Genomic DNA, 20,197 nt, shown 5'->3' with positions numbered 1-20,197 from the left:
ATAAACTAAGGATAAGGGCGTATTTGGAGGGCCGTTGATGCAAAAGGATGTTCAGCATCTGGAAAGGCGAGTTCAGGAACTGGAAGATAAGCTTTTGCAGCTCCGCTTGAGCCGGCGGGTGCTGATGCACTTGCTGGAGCGGATGGAACAGGAGAAGGCTATGTTCCAGGAGCGGCTCGAAAGGGAAAACAAACGACTTTCACGGACAAATCACCAGTTTGCCCAGAGCCTTCTGCAGAAGAACCGCCAAATTATTGAGCTGGAGAATAAACTACAGCGTTTTACAAGGCAACAGACGGGGCACTAGTGTTTATCCACAAAATGTGGACAATTCTGGGTATAAAATGGTAGCTGGCGACATAAGTAGCATATTTTGGGAGACCATACAAGGTCTCCTTTTTTTTCTGTGCACCGTATGCTATACTTAGGGGCTAAGAGGGGAGAGGCTCTAATGCGCATTGCCGTCATTGACGGGCAGGGCGGTGGCATAGGCAAACATATTACCGAGAAATTGCGGAAAGCCCTGCCCGAAAACCTGGAGATTTTAGCGCTTGGTACAAACGCCCTCGCGACGTCCGTTATGCTTAAGGCCGGAGCGAACGAAGGGGCGAGCGGGGAAAACGCTGTCGTATATAACGCGTCCAGGGTTGATGTGATTGTCGGGCCGTTGGGCATCATCGTCCCTAATGCCATGCTGGGCGAGGTGACTCCTGGAATGGCGGAGGCCGTCGCCGGCAGTCCCGCGCCTAAGATCCTGTTACCGCTGATCCGCGGTACTGCCGAGTTGGTCGGGGTGTGTCCCGAACCCCTTCCTCACCTGGTCGATGACCTGGTTGAAAGAATAAAGAGGCTCCTCACTGAATAGAACTGCCTCAACAACCGGGGTCACGGATCTGGTATCGGGAGGGGAGAAGGAAGTTGGGTACCCGATTGTATCTTGTACGTCACGGGGAAACGCTGTGGAACCATGCCATGCGTTACCAGGGACACGCGGATATCGGTTTGAGCGAGAAGGGGCTGGAGCAGGCACGGGCGATTGCGGTGCGCCTTGCTAAAGAGAGGATAGACGCGGTATACGCAAGCGATCTCAAACGTACGTTTGAGACCGCAGCGCTCATAGCGGCGGAGCACGGGCTTCCTGTTACCGCCTTGAAATCTTTGAGAGAGATCCATTTCGGCGAGTGGGAAGGTTTGACCCGTACCGAAATCGCCGAGAGATACCCCGAGGTTTCGCAGCGCTGGTGGAACAACCCGCTGGACACCAGGATCCCTTCGGGCGAAAGCCTCAGGGATGTCAAAACGCGGGTTGTCGCCGCGCTTCTTGACATCGTGGCCGGACATCCCGACGGAAATGTCGTCGTGGTTTCGCACGGCGGCTCGATTCGGGTCGCCATCGGCCATTTTGCGAAAATGGACTTAAACGAATACTGGCGGCTTCGACAAGACAACGCAGCCCTGAACATTATTGAGGTTTTCGATCAGGACCGCGCCATGCTCTTGCTTTTCAACGACACCTCGCACCTCGGTCAGTAAGGGGTGCAGGTACGTACATTTTTGTGCCAAACATTACCATGTGTCTTGACTCCTACCCTGGTATTTGTTATAATCATTCGTAAATAAATACTGGCTGATCGCTGAGTTCCCAAACAGGGAAGCGGGGGACCCAAAGTACCGTTGGGGTGAGTCCGGGCCCTGGCCCGGTAGGGTTATCTTTCAATCCGAACCCGTCAGCTAACCTCGCAAGCGTGGAAAGACAGACCTGCGACATGGCCTTGTGAAAGACTGTGTTCATCTGTTTGCGCGCGCCCTGGAATGGAACTCCAGGGCGCTTTATCTTGTGTTCGGGGAGGTTGGTAACACATGGCCATTTCCAAGGTAAATCCCAAGTGCTTGTCGCCGGAAGAAAAACGGCTTATTGCCCAGGCCAGAGCACGTGAGCTTAAAGCACGCATAGGCGACTACCTGGCCGTGAAAGATGCGATTCCCACCGGGTTTTCGTGGGCGGAGCGGATAAGCGAGGCTAAGGAGAAAATCCTTGCCTATCTGGGGGGGACGGAGGAAGACTGGGCCGACTGGCACTGGCAGATGCGCAACCGCATCAGGACGGTCCGCCAACTGGCGGGTATTACCGGAATGAAGGCCTCCGAACTGCGCGAAGTCGACGAGGTAGGCAAGGTCTTTCGCTGGGCGATATCCCCTTACTACGCCTCGCTGGTGGTTGCTGCGGGGCCGGGGAGCCCGGTGTGGTTCCAGGCTGTTCCTTCCGGCAAGGAGATCAGCGACCCCGGCGGCTCACACGACCCCATGGGCGAGGAGTTCACCTCGCCGGTGCCGGGAATCACCCGCCGTTATCCCGACCGGCTGATTATCAACGTTACAAATATGTGCGGCATGTATTGCCGGCACTGCCAGCGGAGGAGAAACATCGGCGAAGTCGACCGGCACCAGACGAGACAGGTTCTGGAAGACGCGCTTGACTACATCCGCAAAAACAATGAAATCCGTGACGTCCTGGTTACGGGCGGTGACGCCCTGCTGCTGTCGAACAGGACCCTGGACTGGCTGTTGGGCCAGCTGGACGCCATCAGCCACGTCGAAATCAAGCGCATCGGGACGCGGACGATCGTTACCTTGCCCCAGCGTATAGACGACGAGCTGTGCGGGATCTTGGCCAAATATCCTCCTGTTTACATCAACACCCAGTTTAATCACCCGCTGGAGATAACCCCCGAGGCCAAGGAAGCCTGCGACCGGCTGATCCGTGCCGGGGTGGTGCTTGGCAACCAGGCCGTGCTTCTGAGGGGCGTAAACAACGACCCGTTTGTCATGCGGAAACTGAACCAGGAATTGCTTAAAATCCGCGTTCGCCCGTACTATCTCTTCCAGGCCAAGGACGTCGTCGGTACCAGGCACTTTATCGCGCCGGTGGACGAAGGCATCAGGGTGATGGAGTACCTGCGCGGCTTTACGTCCGGCCTCGCCGTGCCCACGTACATCATCAACGCGCCGGACGGTTACGGCAAGACGCCCGTTGGACCCAGCTACGTCGTCGAGAAAAACAGCCAGCGGATAATACTCAAAACCTGGGAAAAGCGCCTGATCGCTTACCCCAGTCACGCCCATTGACACCAAGGGAAAGAAAGCTTGGGAAACCTGGCTTATCACGGGATGCTGAACGGGCGCGTGGCGCGGGTGGACGGGAAACAGTTCGAACTGTGCGTAAAAGACCGTTGTTGTTGCCGAAACGCTGGGCGTGGATGTCCGTGCTGAACTGAAAAAGGCCGGCGGTATGCCGGGAGTGTAGCTGAGCAAACTATGCAAAAGGGGAAATGTTGATGGCGAGAGATGAATTGGGACCGCCTTGGAGCACCCAGCCCAGTTTAAAGATCAAGTGCCAGGAAGTAGGCATCGATTTCAAAAAATTTATCCAGGGTTTATCGCAAAATCGGTCCGATCAAGATCTGGCATACGAATTCAATGTTTCCGAAAAAGCAATTGCCAACCTGCGCGAGCAGTTTATGCGTTATGGAGTCGATTCGGTAATGGGCCGGGATTGAAATAAGAAAGCCGGTGAAAGCACCGGCTTAACGCATGTTCATAAGCTGCTCGGCATAAGCGACCATTTTCCGTACCATGTTCCCGCCGATCCTGCCGCCCAGCCTCCCGCCGACGGCGCCGCAGTTGGCGGACGAGAGTTCTCCCCAATCGCCGTCCCTGACCTGGTTCCAGTAACCGAGTTCCGCAGCCACTTCGTATTTAAGCTTGTCAAGGACGTTCCGGTAATTCTGGGGGCTTAGGCGCGGCAGCGATCCGAAACTGCTGATCTCCTCTGACAATTCGTAATAGAGCTTATCGGAAAAGGGCTGGTCTAATTCGCTCGCCACTTCGTACTTTAAGGCTTCGAGACCTCGTTCCGCCTCTCTTACGAGAGCCAATCCCACACCCCCTCACTGGTCTTTTTTATTTTTTATTTTCCCCACAAATAAAACGCATATGTTTGGTTCTTTTGTGCCAAAATAGATGTTTACGGTTCTTTGACGAATTTTTAGGGCCAAATTTAAAATTAAGGCAAGCTATCCGTGACGGGGCAAGCCTGGCGCGCAGTTGGCACACGGTATGTCCTGTGCTATAATGATGTGCATATTATCAGGCGGGGGGCGTAAAGCATTGCACGAAAGGTTTGCCCGTGAGGGCTTGACGTTTGATGACGTGTTGCTTGTCCCGGCGGCCTCGGAGATTTTGCCGCGGGAAGTCGACACGACTACCAACCTGACAAAGACGATCCGGTTGAATATCCCCATCATGAGCGCCGGGATGGATACGGTTACCACGGCCCGCATGGCTGTGGCCATCGCCCGTGAGGGCGGGATCGGCGTTATTCATAAAAACATGTCGGTTGAAGAACAGGCGCTGGAAGTCGACAAGGTTAAAAGGTCCGAACACGGCGTCATCACCGACCCCATCTATCTCTCGCCTGAGGATACCCTCGTCGCTGCCTTAAAGCTTATGGAGCGCTACCGCATTTCCGGGGTGCCGATTACCGAACACGGCAAACTGGTAGGCATCATTACCAACCGTGACTTGCGCTTTATCGAGGACTTCAACCAGCCCATCGGCAATGTCATGACCAGCAAGAACCTCATTACGGCGCCTGTCGGGACGAGCCTTGACGAGGCCAAGGAAATACTGAAGAGATATAAAATCGAGAAACTCCCTCTCGTCGACAAAGAGTTTCGCCTGCGCGGGCTGATTACCATTAAGGACATTGAAAAGGCGCAGAAGTACCCGTTTTCCGCCAAGGACTCGCACGGCCGGCTGCGTGTGGCGGCGGCCGTGGGCGTGACCGGCGAGTTTATGGTACGGGTCGACGCCCTCGTCAGGGCCAAGGTCGACGTCATTGTGGTGGACACCGCGCACGGGCATTCCAGGGGTGTCATCCGCGCGGTCGAAGCCATCAGGAAGAAGTACCCGGACGTCCAGTTGGTGGCCGGTAACGTCGCCACCGCCGAAGCGACGCGGGACCTTATTGAGGCAGGCGCTGATGCGATCAAGGTAGGCATGGGGCCCGGATCGATTTGCACGACGCGGGTCATCGCAGGTATCGGGGTGCCGCAGATCACGGCGGTAACCGATTGTGCTTCGGTGGCGTCGCAACACGGCATACCGATCATCGCCGACGGCGGCATCAAGTATTCAGGCGACATCACCAAGGCGATCGCGGCCGGAGCCGACGTGGTAATGTTGGGGAGCCTCCTGGCGGGCACCGAGGAAAGCCCCGGCGAAATCGAGATTTACCAGGGCCGCAGTTACAAGGTTTACCGCGGGATGGGTTCCCTGGGAGCTATGAAGGAAGGCAGCGGTGACCGCTACTTCCAGGAAGGCGGCGGTGACAAGCTTGTCCCCGAAGGGGTTGAGGGACGTGTTCCTTACAAGGGTCCCCTGTCCGATGCAATATTCCAGTTGGTCGGCGGGCTGCGCGCCGGCATGGGCTACTGCGGCGTAAGGAATATCGAGGAACTCAAGACAAAGACCAGGTTCGTTCGCATTACCGCTGCCGGCCTGCGCGAAAGCCATCCCCACGAGGTCCTCATCACCAAGGAAGCACCAAACTACAGCCTTCGATAAGAAAATCAGTCTGAAAAACCTCCCGATCGGGAGGTTTTTTGGTTTTAAATAGCGGCTGCGGATGCGGTCGCTTTGAGGTCAGACCTCTGACCTCAGGGTTCCGACGGCCTTTTTGTGTAGAAGCATGTAAGAAAAATACGTTAATAATTTAACCTTTAAGCGCAGGGATATCATCCCTGACCTAGAACTAGGAAAATAATGGAATTACTAGTAACGGAAGGGAGAAGGTTAGGGGTGAACGGCAATCTACACTCCTTGACGGATGTACTCAAAAGAACCCTCTTCTTTTTTGAAACGTTGCCGGCCAAGGAATTGGCGCCCTATGTACGGCGCAAGATGCTGAAGGACCAGTCGCTGGCGCAGGTTGAGGAGAAGGTGGAACTCTGTTTGAAGCAGCACAGTTGCTTTGTCCCCACCGGAGACGGGCAGTGGCGGCTCGACCTGAAGGGTGACCGCGAGAACGACCACTTCTACCACATGCTTCTAAAACGCCAGGAACCTTTAAGCCTCTGGGAAATCATCAAGTCCAGCCAGTCGAAGAAGAAAAAGCTCCGGCGGCTGATCGCCGAGGAAGCCAACCTGATCTCGGACGGCCGGTTTGTGCAGTTGTCCAACGGGACCTGGGGGCTTACGGAGTGGGATCTCGACGCGGGCGGCTATCCGCTCAAACACCTGGCGATCAAGGCCTTCCGCCTGCATCCGGGGGGCCTGACGCTCGCCCAGGTGGTCAGTGTCGTGAACAACTGGCGGGAAACGGGAGAGAAGAGTGTAGAAGCCATCCTTGAGAAATTCCCCTACTTCGAAAAACGCGGAGACTCCCTCTGGGTATACAATAGCAAAGCACATCAGGTATACGACGCTGTAACGAAGAAGTACCTCAACATTTTAAAGGAGCAAAAACGCCGTAAGCAACAGGAAAGAGAACAATGGCATAAGAAGGTACAGCACCTGAAGGTGCAGATGGACGAGTTGGCCGCTTCGCAGAGAGAGGTGGCCGCGGCTATGGCCGCGCACGCCCTCGTGCGCGAGCAATACGAGCATCTTGCCAATCAGGTTTCGGAGAAAGACCTCCTGCTTTCGCTGCGCAAGAAAGAAATCCTTTATTACCAGGAACAGGTCAAAAAGCTGGAATCCAAGGCGGCGAGCATCCTATACCAGTGCCGGCTCTGGGTGCAGCGGGCCCGCCAGGCACAGGAAGATAGCAATAGCCTGCGTGAGTCCCTGGCAGCCGCACAGGAGAACCTGGAGGGGATGTTTGCCAAGCTCCAGCAGTACAAGGAAAAATACAGGGAGAGCCAGGCGTCTCTAGCTGAACTGAAAGAAACGCATGCCACGCGCATGGCTGAACTGCAGAGCGAGATCATCGACCTCCGGGAGCGGGTGGAAAAACTCCGGCAGGGGCAGTCCAAGAGGGAGCAGTACCTCGAAGATGAGATCGAAAGGCTGCAGAGCGACCTTAAGGATGCCCTCGAAGCCGGGGAAGACCTGCAGCGGTCGATACGCTTTATGCAGCAGGAAATGGCCAAGATGCGCGAGGAGTACCGCAGAATGGAGCGGCGGCTGAAAGGCTGGCTGGTCAGGCTGGCCATGCGGATAGGCGCGGTCTTCGGCAGATAGAAACGGGTAATTCCGTAAGGTGTTGTGGGGCCTGTCTGGAACTTGGCAGGCCTTTCTTTTTTACGCTCGGAAGTCTGAGAAGGTCTTTGCCTCATGTTCGGGAGCGGCACGGTTCTGCCCGCGGCTGATCAAGAAGGCGACGCCCAGCATCAGCCCCAGGACGAGCCAGATGGTGTTGGGGCTGTTGTGGATCGCATAATTGATGGCCGTCCCGGAAACGAAGGCCGTGGCAAACATGATCATCGTGGCCTTGAGCATGTCGCGTCCTCCCAGTTCGCGAAGGAGGATCGAAAAGGTGGCGATGCAGGGGAAGTATACGGTAAGCAGGACGGAAGCCACAACCAGTTGCAGGATGTCGAGGCCCAGAGGCTGGAGCAAGCTTAAGGCCACGTCCTTGCGCAGGAAGCCGATGATCAGCGCTGCGAGCGACTCCTTCGGCAGGCCGAAACACCCTTCGATCAACGGCTCGAAGACGCTGGCCAGGAGGTCTACGATGCCGTAGGTAAACAAGAAATTGATCAAGATGATGCCGGCGATCACCGACGGCACGGCTTCGAGGGTGTAGCCCTTAAGGCGCATGGACAGTTTCTTCCCCAGCTGTCGCCAGTTCGGAATGCGGTAGTGCGGGATCTCGATGAGGAGCGAGGGGGTCGAGCCGTGCACATAGCGGTTGAGGATCAGCCCCAGGCTGATCCAAATCACCAGCAGGGTCGCAAAGACGTAAGCCAGGTAGATTCCCCCGTGTTTGCCCACCAGGGCGATAACGACCGCCGTCTGTGAAAAACAGGGAATGGCCACGACCATCAGGGTCATGGCGATGAACTTCTGGCGCCTGCTTTCAAGGGTTCTAATGCCCAAGGCGGCGGGCACGTTGCACCCGAGCCCCAGGATCATCGGGATGATGGCGTATCCGTGCATGCCCACCGAATGCATGACCGAATCCAGGAGAACGGCCAGGCGCGGCAGGAATCCCAGGTCCTCCAGGAAGCCCAGGACCAGGTAGAAGGCCAGGATATAAGGTAGAACCATCCCGATAGGGACGTACAGCCCGGTGGTCAGAACCCCCATCGAAGTGATGAAGTCGACCTTTTGTCCCTCTATGTGGCCGATTAAAAGGTTGTGCCAGAAGGGTGACGGTTCAAGGACAGGGTGAAGTTTTAGAATGAGAGGGGCGTAGTAATTGTTGAACAAGGGGTCAAGGACGTAGATAATCAGTCCCTCCCCGATAAACCGGAGCACCTTGAAGGTGATGAAAATAACGGCCGCCGCCATAAGCAGGCCGGTAAACGGGCGGATGCTGGCGTCTTCCAGCATTTCAAGCCAGGTGTGGTGTTTATGGGTGACCGTCTGGACCCGGGCCGTTATCCGGCCCACCAGGGCCCAACGCTCGTCCTCGCCGGCCGGAGGCAGATCGCCCGGTTTCGCGTCCGGCAGCCTGCCCAACAGGTGCTTGATGCCCCTTGAGAGGACGGCGGCGGTGGGAACGACAGGGACACCGAGAAGCCTTTCCAACTCTTCGTGCTTGATGACGATGCCCTTGTGCTGCGCCTCGTCCCACAGGTTGAGGGCGACAATCACAGGGATGCCGCGCTCGAGCAGTTGCAGGGTGAGGTAGAGGTTTCGTTCCAGGTTGGTGGCGTCGACGACGTTGATGACCAAATCGCCATGGCTCAGCATCTCGGCGGCGACTTTTTCAGTCTCGCCAAGCGGCTCAAGGGTATAGATGCCGGGAACGCTGATCACTTCCACCCTTTGGCCGTTGTGCTGCATGAAGCCGCGGGTAAATTCAACAGAGGACCCGGGATAGTTCGCCGAAACCACCCGGGTTCCTGTAAGGCAGCTGAAAAGCACGCTTTTCCCCACGTTGGGGTTTCCGACAAGGAAAACGCGCACTAGTGTTCGACCTCCACCACAACCTTATCGGCAAGGTTAAACCCCAGCGCGATTTTGCTGTGCTGGAGGTCCACCACGACCGGCCCGTGCAGGTACATGGAGGAAACCTTGGTCACCTTCTTTCCCCGGTGGATGCCCAGGGCGTACAGGCGGTCGTGTATGCTGCGTCCTCCCAGGATATCGACCACCGTTCCGGTTTGACCGGACTTCAGACGGGTCAAGGCCATGCGGTTTTCTTGCTGACGTTCCATAGCGCGTGTTCTCCTCGGTCAGTTGTTTGATTTGGCACTGCACGCCCGGCAGATGCCGGTGATGGTTTGTGTGTGGTCAGCGACGTCAAAGCTGTAGACGGTGCGCACCGCTTCTTCGAGCTCGTTGAAAAGGGGGTGAGTGAACTCTATGACTTTGCCGCATTCCGCACAGACGAGATGGTGATGAGTCTGCCAGTGATACTCGTAATAGGCCCGGTTTTCGCCGAGCCCCATTTTACGTAGCATGCCGCAGGCGACAAGGACCTCCAGGGTTCGGTAAACGGAGGCCCGGGACACCTTGTGATGTCTGTTGCGCAGTCTTTCAAGGAGATCCTCGGCCGTAAAATGTTCGGAAAAATCAAGGATGGCTTCAAGGGTCAGCCGTCTTTCCGTGGTCAGACGGCAACCCTTCATCACCAGGTATTTTTTAAACCTTTCGATTTCACCGGGCATGGAGTGCTGTCTCCTTATTGAGACTGCGTCTCTGTATCAAAACTAATCCTAGATGCTGCCCAAGGAATGGTCAACTGCCGGCTTCTCCTGTCAAGGTTCAAAAACAACGGTTTAACCGATTTTAGGAGAGAAGAGAGGCGCTTTTTGCGATAAAATGTATGTTGCGGGGTGATGCCAAAGTGGACCGTTGGGTCATGCACGTTGATATGGACGCTTTTTTTGCGTCGGTGGAACAGCGGGACCATCCCGAACTGCGAGGCCGGCCGGTGGCCGTCGCCGGGCCGGCGGACCAGCGGGGGGTGGTATGCGCCGCCTCCTACGAAGCCCGCAAGTTCGGGGTGCGCAGCGCCATGCCCACGGCCGCGGCAATCCACCTTTGCCCGCGATTGATTGTCGTGCCACCAGACCACCGGCGCTACGCGCGGGTATCCGAGGAGGTCATGGCGCTTTTTTGCCGGTTGACCCCCTTGGTTGAGCCGCTTTCTTTGGACGAGGCTTTTCTCGACCTTACCGGTACGGTTAAATCCCGCCTTCAGGCGGTGGAACTGGGGAGACGGGTGCAGGATGAGGTACGCTCCGCTGTTCAGCTCACCTGTTCTGTCGGCCTGGGGCCGAACAAGCTTATTGCCAAGATAGCATCCGATTTCCGCAAACCCGCAGGATTAACGGTTGTTGAGCAGAACGAAGTCCTGGATTTTTTGGCCCCGCTCGGGGTCAGATCGCTGTGGGGCGTCGGCGAGAAGACAGCTCGGCGCCTGAATGAAATGGGGATAATGAGCGTCGCCCAGTTGCGGGAGATGTCTCTCGAACGTCTGGAAAAGCTTTTCGGCGTGTACGGGCACCAGCTGTACGCCCAGGCGAGAGGGCGGGACGATCGAGCGGTCCAGCCTGTGCGTAAGATTCAGAGCATCGGCCGTGAGGTGACTTTCCCCCGGGATATCGGGGATGGAGAGATTCTCAAGGGGGAAATCGCCGTCCTGGCCCAGGACGTGGCCCGGGCCCTCCGCAGCAAGGGGTACCTGGCGGCTCACCTGACACTTAAGATAAAGTTCTACAATTTCAAACTGATTACGAGGGGCAAGCGCCTGGCCGAGCCGACGTGCCTGGCCGGGGAACTGGCTTCGGTTACCGTTGCTCTTCTCAACCAGAGCTGGACGGGCACACCGGTACGTTTAATCGGCATTTCCTGCGGTAAGCTTATCCCCGTAGACAGAGTACAACTGTCGCTTTTTACGGGGGAGCGGGAGCGAAAGATGCGTTTGGCCAAGGTCGGCGACGACGTGACCCGCAAGACCGGGGTTAAAGTCCTGCCGGCGGCGGAATGGCTGGCGAAGGGTTACCAGGACGGGAAATAGCGGGTTATTTTCGAAGTATTTGCTGGAATTTGCGAGGTTTCCCCGATATAATGGAAGTGATTTGCAAGACGTTGGGAGTTGTAATTCAGTGGCTGAGAAAATTCGCGTGGGCATGCTAGGGCTGGGTACGGTAGGGCGCGGCGTGGCCAGGATCTTTCGGAGCAACGGCGATCTTCTCGCCCAGCGCGCCGGCGTGGAACTCGTGCTGAGCAAGATCCTCGTTCGCGATCCGGCTAAAAACCGCGGCCTGGAACTGCCTCCGGACGTGCTGACGACCGACCCCGGGAATATCCTTGACGATCCCGGCATTGACATCGTCATTGAAGTGATCGGCGGGACGGGGGCCGCTCTGGAACTCGTCAGGGAGGCTTTGAAACGGGGTAAGAGCGTTGTTACCGCGAATAAGGACATGATCGCCGCGCACGGCAAAGAACTTTTTGCCTTGGCCGAGGCGCACGGTTGCGACCTGTTGTTTGAGGCCAGCGTTGCCGGCGGGATTCCTGTCATCCGGGCGCTCAAGCAGTGCCTGGCAGCCAATCGCATTGAAGAAGTCATCGGTATCGTTAACGGTACGACGAACTACATGCTCTCGAAGATGTCCGCCGAGGGCGCCCGGTTCGAGGACGTGCTGAGGGACGCGCAAGAGAACGGCTACGCCGAGGCCGACCCCACCAACGATATTGAAGGATACGACGCCGCCAGGAAGATCGCCATTCTAGCGTCCATCGCCTTTAACAGCCGGGTGGAAGTAGCGGACGTATATGTGGAGGGCATCACCCGGATCACCGCTGAGGATATCACCTACGCCAGGGAACTGGGTTACGTCGTTAAGCTTCTCGCCATCGCAAGGGATACCTCGGAAGGCATCGAGGCGCGTGTTCATCCGGCCTTGCTGCCCGAGTCACACCCGTTGGCTGCCGTTAACGATGTTTTTAACGCCGTTTTTGTTAAGGGCGACGCCGTCGGCGACACAATGTTCTACGGGCGCGGGGCGGGCGAACTGCCGACCGCGAGCGCCGTGGTCGCCGATGTTATGGATGCGGCCAGGAATGTTCGCTACAAGGTTCCCGGCATCATCGGGTGCACCTGCTTTGCGGAAAAGCCCATCAAGCCGATGGGCAGGGTGATCAGCCGCAACTACGTCCGCCTTAATGTCGTGGATAGACCCGGTGTTTTGGCGCAAATAGCCACCGCCTTCGGAAACAACATGGTTAGCTTGGCTGCCGTTACGCAGAAGGTGACGGTAAACCGGAATGCCGAACTGGTTGTGATCACCCACGACGTGGCCGAGGAAAACGTGCGGTCGGCCATCGCCACACTCGCCGGCCTGCCTGTGGTCAACGCCATCAACAATGTCATCCGCGTCGTAGGGGAGACGTCATGATCGCATGTCCAGCGAAGAATGCCTGGTAGTCTCTGTTCCGGCAACCGCCGCTAATCTCGGGCCGGGTTTCGACTGCCTGGGTATGGCCCTGAACCTCCGGAACGAGTGTTTTATTTCCCGCCGGGAGCGCGGTCTTGCCGTAACGATCGAAGGCGAGGGTCGGGACACCCTGCCTCGCGATGAACGCAACATGGTCGTCCGGGTTATGCGCTTCGCGGCCTCTGAACTGGGAGCGGTTTTGCCGGGCTTAAGGCTGCACCTCGTCAACCGCATCCCGGTAACCCGGGGCCTCGGGTCGAGCGCGGCCGCTGTCATAATGGGCATCGTAGCCGCCGGCGCGGTGCTGGGCTTACGGCTGCCCGCGGAAGATATTCTACGGCTGGCTGTGCGCGTTGAGCGCCACATTGACAATTGCGCCGCCGCCCTTCTGGGAGGGGTCGTGCTCGCCGCGGTTGAAGGCGACCGGGTTTATTATGTCCGGCTTACCCCCCCCGAAGAAATGACGGCGGTGGTGGCCGTACCGGATTTCCCATTGTCGACGGAACAGTCGCGCCGCGTGCTTCCCCGGCAGGTGAGCCTTGAGGATGCCGTTTTTAACCTGGGGAGGCTGGGTCTCCTGGTAGGGGCTTTTTCCACGGGCAGGCTTGAATTGTTGCGCTCCGCCATGCAGGACAGGCTTCACCAGGAATACAGGAAAAAACTCGTTCCGGGAATGGACGACGTGTTCGCATTGATAATGGAAGCCGGGGCTCTCGGCGTGTGCCTGAGCGGATCCGGTCCCACGCTGTTGGCCCTCGTCAAGCCGGAACACGCGGGAAATGTGGCCGAAGCTTTTACAACCGCTTACCGGCGACTGAACCTTAAGGCCGGCATCAATGTTCTTCAACCGGATGTCAACGGAGCAACAGTACGGGTTGTGCCAGGGAGTGTAGAGAAGAAATGATCGTTGTTCAGAAGTATGGGGGCAGTTCGGTAGCCGATCCCGAGCGTATCCGGCGGGTTGCCGAAAGAGTCGCGGCGACGAAGGAACAGAGCCGCGACGTCGTAGTCGTGGTCTCCGCCATGGGCGACACTACGGATCATCTTATCGAACTCGCGCACAAGGTATCGAGCGACCCGCCCGCGCGTGAAATGGATATGCTGATGGCTACAGGGGAGCAGGTGTCGATCGCTTTGGTTGTGATGGCCCTGGAGGGGATGGGCTTTAAGGCCGTCTCCCTGACCGGCGAGCAGGCGGGGATCAAGACGGACGGTGTTTTCAACAAGGCCAGCATCGCCGGCGTGGACCCTTCAAGGATCAGATCCGAACTCGAACGCGGGCGTATCGTCGTGGTGGCGGGTTTCCAGGGCGTTGACGAACAGGGCGAAATAACCACTCTCGGCCGCGGCGGCTCGGACACCACGGCCGTTGCGGTCGCCGCGGCGCTCAAGGCCGACTTCTGCGAGATTTATACCGACGTCGACGGGGTGTATACGGCTGACCCCCGGGTGGTGCCCGAGGCCAGGAAACTCGACGTTATTTCGCACGACGAAATGCTTGAATTGGCCAGCCTCGGGGCGGTGGTCCTGCACCCGCGGGCAGTGGAACTGGCCAAGCTATACTCGGTGCCGCTGGTGGTAAGGTCAAGCTTTAACAACAATGCTGGGACGCTAATCCAGGAGGTTCGGGACATGGAGAAGGCAGCGGTGGTAAGCGGTATCGCTCACGACCTGAACGTAGCCAAGATAGGGCTTTTCGATGTTAAGGACGAACCCGGCATAGCCTCGCGCATCTTTCGCGCCCTAGCGGATGAAAATATCAACGTGGATATGATTATTCAGGGGGCCATGCGTGACGGGCGCAATGACATCGCCTTTACGGTCGGCACTGACGACCTCCGGAAGGCTCTTCCGGTCGTGGAGAGAATCCTGAATGACATCGGCGCAAAAGGTTATACCCACGAGGATGACCTGGCCAAGGTTTCGATTGTCGGCGCCGGCATGGTCAGCTTCCCCGGGGTGGCCGCGGCCATGTTCGAGGCTCTGGCCTCGGCGGGGATCAACATCGAGATGATCAGCACCTCGGAAATCAAGGTTTCTTGCGTCATCGCCCGTGAGTACGTGCACCAGGCCGTCAGGGTCCTGCACGACCGGTTTAAGCTGGCGGAAGGCGGGCTCTAGGTAGCTTGGACTTGTTTGTTTTCAGCATCGCATTGAATTAGTGATTACCGTAACTTGGCTGCCCGAGCTATCACGTGCGGGATGCAAGAGGCCCGATAAAGTAAAGCAGGCGCAGCAACTTGTAACAGGTAAGGGATGTTGTGTTTGTCCAAAAGATTCTTGACTGATTTAGCGGTCTTTGGTATAGTGAACGTCAGAACGAGCGTTTGTAGGGGAACAAACAAGTTCCCTAAATCACAATCACACATTTAACTTTTAGGAGGGGAAACAACACATGGCGCTTCCAAATCCACATGGCCCTAAAAAGGTGCTCATGCCGCTATTCCTTCAAGGTGCCGCCCGCGAAGAAGAGATCAAAAGGGCTGCCGAACTCCCGAAGGTCTACATGACCTCGAGGGAAACCTCCGACATCCTGATGCTCGGTACCGGCGCTTTTACTCCGCTGGAAGGATTCATGAACCGCGATGCCTGGAAGGGCTGCGTCTACGACCTGAAGCTTCCCGACGGCACGATGTGGCCGATGCCCGTGACCCTGTCCATCTCCGCCAACGATCTCCAGGCCGCCGGTATTAAGGAAGGCAGCGAGGTCGCCCTCTATGACAAGGAATCCGGCGAACTTTACGCCACCATGCTGGTCGAGGACATCTACCAGATCGACAAGGAAGCCGAGTGCAACGAAGTCTACAAGACCCTGGACGCTGAAGGCCACCCTGGCGTTGCTAAAGTTATGGCTCAGGGCGAATACAACCTGGGCGGCAAGGTCAAGGCCCTGAACGAGGGCAAGTATAAGGCGAAATACCCGCTCTACTACACCTACCCCGATGAGACCCGGAAGATCTTTGAGGAAAAGGGCTGGAGCAGCGTCGTCGCTTTCCAGACCCGCAACCCCATGCACCGTTCGCATGAGTACCTCTGCAAGTTTGCCATGGAGTCCGGCCTTGTGGACGGCTGCTTCATTCACGCCATCGTCGGCGCCCTCAAGAAGGGCGACATCCCGGGCGAGGTCCGCGTAAAGTGCTACGAAGCCTTGGTGACGAACTATTTCCCGCAGGAAAGAATCCAGCTCGGCGTTTACCCGATGGAAATGCGCTACGGCGGCCCGCGTGAGGCTCTACTGCACGCCGTTTTCCGCCAGAACTGGGGCTGCCGCTATCTGATCGTCGGCCGCGACCACGCCGGTGTCGGCAGCTACTACGGCCCGTTTGACGCTCAGGTTATCTTTGACCAGCTATGGCCGGGAGCCCTCGAACTAAAGCCGATGAAGATCAACTGGACCTTCTACTGCTACAAGTGCGAGAGCATGGCCTCCCTGATGACCTGCCCGCACTCCAAGGAAGACCGCGTCGTCGTTTCCGGCACCCAGTTCCGCCGGGCGATGCAGGAAGGGGAAGAGCTCCCGAAGGAATTCGGCCGTCCGGAAGTCATCGAGATCCTCAAGGAGTACTACAAGACCGCCGAGAAGGTCGAGATCAAGAAGGGCGCCTACGAAGACATCACTCCCGAAATGCTCAAGAAGATCCAGGAAGGCCAGAAGTAAGCGCTATAGTTTCATAGACACCCCCGGTTCACGGGGCTGTTGAAAAACTTCGCCTGGCTTTGTCAGGCTTGCCGGCCAGTGCTCACGTACCACCCCAGTACGCTCCGCGCTGGCCGGCTTCGCCTTCCGCGCCATGCTTGTTTTTGAACAGCCCTCGGTTTTTCAACAGGCCGTTCACCGGGGGTGTTCTATTTCTGACGGTATTTGGCACCTGACATGGACATCCTTTATGAGTTATTCTGGAAGTGCACTCTCTTGAAGGAGCGAAAAAACCGTGCCTGTCAATACCGTGCTCTTCGACCTCGACGGTACCCTTGTGGATACCCTGCCGTTGATCCGCGACACTTACCAAAAGGTCTTTCAGTCGATGGGGATTCCCTGGCGCGGGGGAGAGGTCATGTCTTTTATCGGCGTGCCGTTGCGCGACATAGCCAGGCACTATGCGGGGGAAAGACACCAGGAGTTCTTCCGCCTCTACCAGTATTATTACGGCCTGGAGCATGACACCCGCACGCGTCCTTATCCCGGCACCCTAAGACTTTTGTCAGGGCTTGCCGAAAGCGGTTACAAGATCGGAGTGGTCACCTCCAAGACCCGGAAGGTAGCTGAAAGAGCGATAAGCTGCTGCTCGCTGGAGCCCTTTGTCAATGCGCTCGTCGCGGTCGACGACGTCCGCAAGCCCAAACCCGAACCGGAACCCGTTTTCAAGGCTCTTGATCTCCTGCGCTCATCGGTTGACCAGGCCGTTTTCATCGGCGACAGCAGCTTTGATTTTGTGGCCGGGCGCAGGGCCGGGGTTATGACCCTGGCCGTGGCCTGGGGAATAACCAGCGGCCCCGACCTCAACGAGGTGGACGCCGACGGGGTGCTGTACCACTGGAGCGATTTAAGAAAGTATCTGTCACCGGCTGATTAGTCAAAGAACGCCGCACGGCGGGGTTGCTTGACTTCGGGCGCGTGCTTTGGTATTATAAAAAATGCATCAATTACGAACGGGGCGTAGCTCAGTTTGGCTAGAGCGCTACCTTGGGGTGGTAGAGGCCGCAGGTTCAAGTCCTGTCGCTCCGACCAGTAAACGACCCGCGAAGCCAGTAATACCAAGGGTTTCGCGGTTTTTAGTTTTTGAGGGAAGGCCAAGTTAGGGTTCCGTAAGGAACCACCCGTCGCTTTTAAGGCGAGCGATCGGTAACAATAACGTATATACGTATATACATCCCGAGGGTTCATATTCACGTAGAAAACTACGAGAGGCGGTGAGCAAGTGTACCGTGCAAAAAGTCCAGTGAAAAACGAGAATTGATTGGAACAAGGGAATTATCTTGCCGGCAGGAATATTTATCTATTTTACCGAACTCTTATCCACTTAAGCTTGATTATTTCTGACCGAAATTAATGATATGGAGAACGTTTATTTTTTTGCGACCCGGTAAATGCTCTAGCCGCGAGACAAGCCTTTGTTTACGTATGAAGAGTCGTTTGATGCGTGCTTTTAGTCTCCATAGGGGGTTAAAGTAATGGGTGCGAAGGAAGGCAAACAAAGCTCATTCTCGGAGCCGACTAGAAGGGGCGAGATAGTCCTGAAGCTGTCGGAATTTGAGTTCCCGCCAATGCGAGACGTGCTTCTGGTGGGAAGAAAAGCACCAATAGGCCCTGAAGCGGTAAGAAGGATGGTGGATGCGCTTTCCCCGGAACAGTACGAGATTATTCGCTTGCAGCATCCGTTATTCGAGGCCGTGGTCGTGAAGAAGTCTTTACTTAAAATCCTTCCCGAGGAGAAACTCCTGCCAATCATCTTAGAAGAAGGAGAAAGGGTGGCGGCCGAGAACACGATTGTTAAAGTACAGGTTGACGTTGTGATCTACGTGTCTCGGGCGGTGGAACTGTAGTGCAAGTCCAAGACATTATGAGCCAACCGTTGGTTATTGTTTCGTCTGACCGGTCTGTGCAGGCGGCTGTAGAGTTGATGGAGCAGAGGAGAATCGGATGTCTGCCGGTTGTGGATGAAGGCCGTCTTATCGGCATCGTCACTTCCCGGGATGTTAGGAATGCTCATCCCAACAGGCTGGTAGCCGATGTCATGAGTGGGGAAGTGGTGACCGTTGCACCGGGGAATTCCTTATGGGAGGCCAAAGAACTCTTGGAGCGACATGGCATCGAGCGCCTTGTTGTGGTGGAACGGGATGCACCCCTGGGCATCGTGACGAAGTCGCGCCTTCACAGTGAAATTGGCAAACATGTTGACAGCCTGACAGGCCTGGAACGGGCGGAGTTTCTGCAGAGAAAAGCGTCAGAATTGGTTAAGCAGGGAAGAGAGATTGCTATCGTTTTCCTCGATCTCGACGATTTTGGTACCATTGATAAAGAATACGGGCACGTTTTCGGCGATGAAATTTTGGTGCTGGTGGCGAAGAGACTAAAAAGCCTTATGGCGAACGGCGTGGACTACCTCTCCCGTTATGCGGGAGATGAGTTCGCCGTGTTAACCACCAGGTCCTTGGACGAAGCTAGAGAGCTTGCAATACGCATGGTTACTGCGCTTCAGACAGAAAGCTGGCCGGAAGGCGTGAAAGTGACCGGGTCGGCCGGCGTGGCAGGGGGACGGCGGCAGGACGTGCGCCGGGCAGGAAACGAAATCTACACCGTAAGCGATCTTATTAACATGGCCAGTCTTGCCTCCACAGCCGCCAAGAAAGACGGAAAACCGATGGTTGTGGCTGAGAAGGTATGCCTTGCTGGAGAGAGCGAGTGACTCTGCGGGGGTCAGTTTGCGGCCCGGCGTTATTGACACACTGACGGGCTGCTATACTCGCGTAAGTTTCCGGAACTATTCTGCCAGATAATCTGACAAGACATCAAACAAAAGAGGAATGTGGATGCCCGCCGGCACTGAGCCCGCGGGTTTTATTATAATTAATTACTGAACCTTTTTTAATCAGATCGGCGATGTTATGATTAACAGGGAATTCTTTTCTGAAGACGATGAAGCAAAGTAACGGTGAGTCGAAGGAACTGCGGAGGTGCGGTTTCTGTGAGTAGTAAGGAAATACTTGTTGTTGACGATTCTCTGCTGCTAAGGCTCACAATAAAGAACGCTTTTGATGCCAGGGGCTACCAGGCAACGGTACTCGGCAGTGGTGAAGAAGCACTTGCCGAAATAAGAAGGCGGTTACCGGAGACCTTTAGTCTTGTGATTTTGGACGTTATTCTGACGGAAATGAGCGGGTTAGAAATTTTAAAAAGCTTACGAAGTATTCCTGGTTATGCCGAGGTACCAGTCGTGATAGTAAGTGTGGATAGCAGTGTTTCTACGATCAAGCAGGCGCTACAATTGGGTGCCGCTGATTTTATCAGAAAACCATTCAAAGTGGAACAGCTCATCCAACGCGTGGAGAAGCTTATGAATCCGTTCCGAAGAGACGAAGCTAAACTGAGCCAAGACTTTCATAAGATTCTAAGACAGGAAATAGAAAGAGCTAGGCGGGGGAAGACATCGCTGACTCTCATCTTGGCGCAGCGGGGGCAAGCCTCCTATGATCAAACTTCCAAAGCAGCGAAGGTCATCCGGCAGAAATTGCGGGAGATAGACACTGTCTTACCGTTTGGTCCCAGCGTACTGGGAATTGTCTTGCCGTTAACAGATAACAGTGGCGCCGAAGTGGTGGCAGGAAAACTGAAGACCTGGTTTAGTACACTAGACAAAGAAAAGTGGTATCTGGCTATGGCGACATTCCCTGCTGATGGCAACGAAGACGGGGAGTTGTTTAAGTTAGTGCGGAAGCGTCTAGCCGAAGAACTAACGAATTAGCGAAAACAATCCCAGCCAACCGAGGGGCGTGACCCGCAAAATGATCCACGCGCCGTGATCAACTTCCGCTGCCAATCTTTTTTGCGCCTGTATAGTTTGGATGGCCTTAAGCCAAAC

General features: G+C 56.1%; 20 protein-coding genes, 1 tRNA gene and 1 riboswitch. Of the genes, 17 read left to right on the top strand and 4 right to left on the bottom strand.

From position 1 onward, the window contains the following. Nucleotides 1-37: 37 nt before the first annotated feature. From ACPV0M_RS05075 to ACPV0M_RS05055, 5 genes are all read left to right on the top strand, one after another. Nucleotides 38-307 (top strand): translation initiation factor 2, encoded by a 270-nt coding sequence (locus ACPV0M_RS05075; RefSeq protein ID WP_425621872.1) that lies wholly within the window; start codon nt 38-40, stop codon nt 305-307. 144 nt (nt 308-451) lie between these two features. Further along, nucleotides 452-865: a DUF3842 family protein gene (locus tag ACPV0M_RS05070; protein ID WP_425621871.1), complete on the top strand. Its 414-nt coding sequence runs from the start codon at nt 452-454 to the stop codon at nt 863-865. A gap of 65 nt (nt 866-930) precedes the next feature. Next, complete coding sequence (gene cobC / locus ACPV0M_RS05065) at nt 931-1,533, top strand: alpha-ribazole phosphatase (protein ID WP_425621870.1); 603 nt, start codon at nt 931-933, stop codon at nt 1,531-1,533. A gap of 89 nt (nt 1,534-1,622) precedes the next feature. Further along, nucleotides 1,623-1,761: riboswitch (cyclic di-AMP (ydaO/yuaA leader) on the top strand. 99 nt (nt 1,762-1,860) lie between these two features. Continuing rightward, nucleotides 1,861-3,126 carry a glutamate 2,3-aminomutase gene (gene eam / locus ACPV0M_RS05060; RefSeq protein WP_425621869.1) on the top strand — a complete coding sequence of 422 codons (1,266 nt, stop codon included), beginning with the start codon at nt 1,861-1,863 and terminating at the stop codon, nt 3,124-3,126. A gap of 209 nt (nt 3,127-3,335) precedes the next feature. Next, nucleotides 3,336-3,557, top strand: a complete 222-nt coding sequence (locus ACPV0M_RS05055; protein ID WP_425621868.1) for a helix-turn-helix domain-containing protein — start codon at nt 3,336-3,338, stop codon at nt 3,555-3,557. A gap of 27 nt (nt 3,558-3,584) precedes the next feature. On the opposite strand, the gene ACPV0M_RS05050 is transcribed toward ACPV0M_RS05055, so the two are convergent. Then, nucleotides 3,585-3,941 carry a small, acid-soluble spore protein, alpha/beta type gene (locus tag ACPV0M_RS05050; RefSeq protein ID WP_425621867.1) on the bottom strand — a complete coding sequence of 119 codons (357 nt, stop codon included), beginning with the start codon at nt 3,939-3,941 and terminating at the stop codon, nt 3,585-3,587. Nucleotides 3,942-4,167: 226 nt separating this feature from the next. On the opposite strand from ACPV0M_RS05050, the gene guaB reads away from it, so the two are divergent. Together guaB and ACPV0M_RS05040 are read left to right on the top strand one after the other, a co-directional pair. Further along, nucleotides 4,168-5,625, top strand: a complete 1,458-nt coding sequence (guaB, locus tag ACPV0M_RS05045; RefSeq protein WP_425621866.1) for an IMP dehydrogenase — start codon at nt 4,168-4,170, stop codon at nt 5,623-5,625. 234 nt (nt 5,626-5,859) lie between these two features. Beyond that, nucleotides 5,860-7,242, top strand: coding sequence for a phage-shock protein (locus ACPV0M_RS05040; RefSeq protein ID WP_425621865.1), 1,383 nt, complete (start codon nt 5,860-5,862; stop codon nt 7,240-7,242). A 60-nt stretch (nt 7,243-7,302) separates the two neighbouring features. Here ACPV0M_RS05040 and ACPV0M_RS05035 read toward each other — a convergent pair whose 3' ends face one another. Genes ACPV0M_RS05035 through ACPV0M_RS05025 form a run of 3 tightly spaced genes read right to left on the bottom strand, consistent with a single transcriptional unit; the run spans nt 7,303 to nt 9,839 of the window. After that, nucleotides 7,303-9,135: a FeoB small GTPase domain-containing protein gene (locus ACPV0M_RS05035; protein ID WP_425621864.1), complete on the bottom strand. Its 1,833-nt coding sequence runs from the start codon at nt 9,133-9,135 to the stop codon at nt 7,303-7,305. After that, nucleotides 9,135-9,386 (bottom strand): FeoA family protein, encoded by a 252-nt coding sequence (locus tag ACPV0M_RS05030; protein ID WP_425621863.1) that lies wholly within the window; start codon nt 9,384-9,386, stop codon nt 9,135-9,137. The genes ACPV0M_RS05035 and ACPV0M_RS05030 overlap by 1 nt, the downstream gene beginning before the upstream one ends. Nucleotides 9,387-9,404: 18 nt before the next feature. Continuing rightward, nucleotides 9,405-9,839: a Fur family transcriptional regulator gene (locus ACPV0M_RS05025; RefSeq protein ID WP_425621862.1), complete on the bottom strand. Its 435-nt coding sequence runs from the start codon at nt 9,837-9,839 to the stop codon at nt 9,405-9,407. A gap of 179 nt (nt 9,840-10,018) precedes the next feature. On the opposite strand from ACPV0M_RS05025, the gene dinB reads away from it, so the two are divergent. The 10 genes from dinB (at nt 10,019) to ACPV0M_RS04975 (ending at nt 20,080) form a co-directional block, all read left to right on the top strand. Beyond that, nucleotides 10,019-11,194: a DNA polymerase IV gene (gene dinB / locus ACPV0M_RS05020; protein WP_425621861.1), complete on the top strand. Its 1,176-nt coding sequence runs from the start codon at nt 10,019-10,021 to the stop codon at nt 11,192-11,194. An 88-nt stretch (nt 11,195-11,282) separates the two neighbouring features. Further along, nucleotides 11,283-12,578, top strand: a complete 1,296-nt coding sequence (locus tag ACPV0M_RS05015; protein WP_425621860.1) for a homoserine dehydrogenase — start codon at nt 11,283-11,285, stop codon at nt 12,576-12,578. A 4-nt stretch (nt 12,579-12,582) separates the two neighbouring features. Beyond that, on the top strand, nt 12,583-13,521 hold the full coding sequence (thrB, locus tag ACPV0M_RS05010; protein ID WP_425621859.1) for a homoserine kinase: 939 nt from the start codon (nt 12,583-12,585) through the stop codon (nt 13,519-13,521). Next, nucleotides 13,518-14,738 carry an aspartate kinase gene (locus ACPV0M_RS05005; protein ID WP_425621858.1) on the top strand — a complete coding sequence of 407 codons (1,221 nt, stop codon included), beginning with the start codon at nt 13,518-13,520 and terminating at the stop codon, nt 14,736-14,738. Before thrB ends, ACPV0M_RS05005 begins: the two co-directional genes overlap by 4 nt. 274 nt (nt 14,739-15,012) lie before the next feature. After that, complete coding sequence (gene sat, locus ACPV0M_RS05000) at nt 15,013-16,275, top strand: sulfate adenylyltransferase (RefSeq protein WP_425621857.1); 1,263 nt, start codon at nt 15,013-15,015, stop codon at nt 16,273-16,275. Nucleotides 16,276-16,549: 274 nt separating this feature from the next. Further along, complete coding sequence (locus tag ACPV0M_RS04995) at nt 16,550-17,191, top strand: HAD hydrolase-like protein (RefSeq protein WP_425621856.1); 642 nt, start codon at nt 16,550-16,552, stop codon at nt 17,189-17,191. 77 nt (nt 17,192-17,268) lie between these two features. Next, nucleotides 17,269-17,346, top strand: a tRNA-Pro gene (locus ACPV0M_RS04990). A gap of 443 nt (nt 17,347-17,789) precedes the next feature. Then, entirely contained in the window at nt 17,790-18,161 is a 372-nt protein-coding gene (locus ACPV0M_RS04985; RefSeq protein ID WP_425621855.1) for a hypothetical protein, read from the top strand. A 17-nt stretch (nt 18,162-18,178) separates the two neighbouring features. Next, on the top strand, nt 18,179-19,024 hold the full coding sequence (locus ACPV0M_RS04980) for a GGDEF domain-containing protein (RefSeq protein WP_425622130.1): 846 nt from the start codon (nt 18,179-18,181) through the stop codon (nt 19,022-19,024). Nucleotides 19,025-19,303: 279 nt separating this feature from the next. Then, nucleotides 19,304-20,080 carry a response regulator gene (locus ACPV0M_RS04975; RefSeq protein WP_425621854.1) on the top strand — a complete coding sequence of 259 codons (777 nt, stop codon included), beginning with the start codon at nt 19,304-19,306 and terminating at the stop codon, nt 20,078-20,080. The last annotated feature ends 117 nt before the right edge of the window (nt 20,081-20,197 follow it).

Source organism: Desulfosceptrum tomskiensis (assembly GCF_049818055.1).
Lineage (GTDB): Bacteria > Bacillota > Desulfotomaculia > Desulfotomaculales > JASEER01 > JBFLVT01.
Note: the sequence above shows the minus strand (reverse complement) of the source record. Positions and strands in the feature narration are given on the sequence as shown.

Coding starts and splice junctions, on each gene's coding strand:
- ACPV0M_RS05075 (WP_425621872.1), top strand. CDS start 38: ATGCAAAAGGATGTTCAGCATCTGGAAAGGCGAGTTCAGGAACTGGAA.
- ACPV0M_RS05070 (WP_425621871.1), top strand. CDS start 452: ATGCGCATTGCCGTCATTGACGGGCAGGGCGGTGGCATAGGCAAACAT.
- eam (WP_425621869.1), top strand. CDS start 1,861: ATGGCCATTTCCAAGGTAAATCCCAAGTGCTTGTCGCCGGAAGAAAAA.
- ACPV0M_RS05055 (WP_425621868.1), top strand. CDS start 3,336: ATGGCGAGAGATGAATTGGGACCGCCTTGGAGCACCCAGCCCAGTTTA.
- ACPV0M_RS05030 (WP_425621863.1), bottom strand. CDS start 9,386: ATGGAACGTCAGCAAGAAAACCGCATGGCCTTGACCCGTCTGAAGTCC.
- ACPV0M_RS05025 (WP_425621862.1), bottom strand. CDS start 9,839: ATGCCCGGTGAAATCGAAAGGTTTAAAAAATACCTGGTGATGAAGGGT.
- thrB (WP_425621859.1), top strand. CDS start 12,583: ATGTCCAGCGAAGAATGCCTGGTAGTCTCTGTTCCGGCAACCGCCGCT.
- ACPV0M_RS05005 (WP_425621858.1), top strand. CDS start 13,518: ATGATCGTTGTTCAGAAGTATGGGGGCAGTTCGGTAGCCGATCCCGAG.
- sat (WP_425621857.1), top strand. CDS start 15,013: ATGGCGCTTCCAAATCCACATGGCCCTAAAAAGGTGCTCATGCCGCTA.
- ACPV0M_RS04985 (WP_425621855.1), top strand. CDS start 17,790: ATGGGTGCGAAGGAAGGCAAACAAAGCTCATTCTCGGAGCCGACTAGA.
- ACPV0M_RS04980 (WP_425622130.1), top strand. CDS start 18,179: ATGAGCCAACCGTTGGTTATTGTTTCGTCTGACCGGTCTGTGCAGGCG.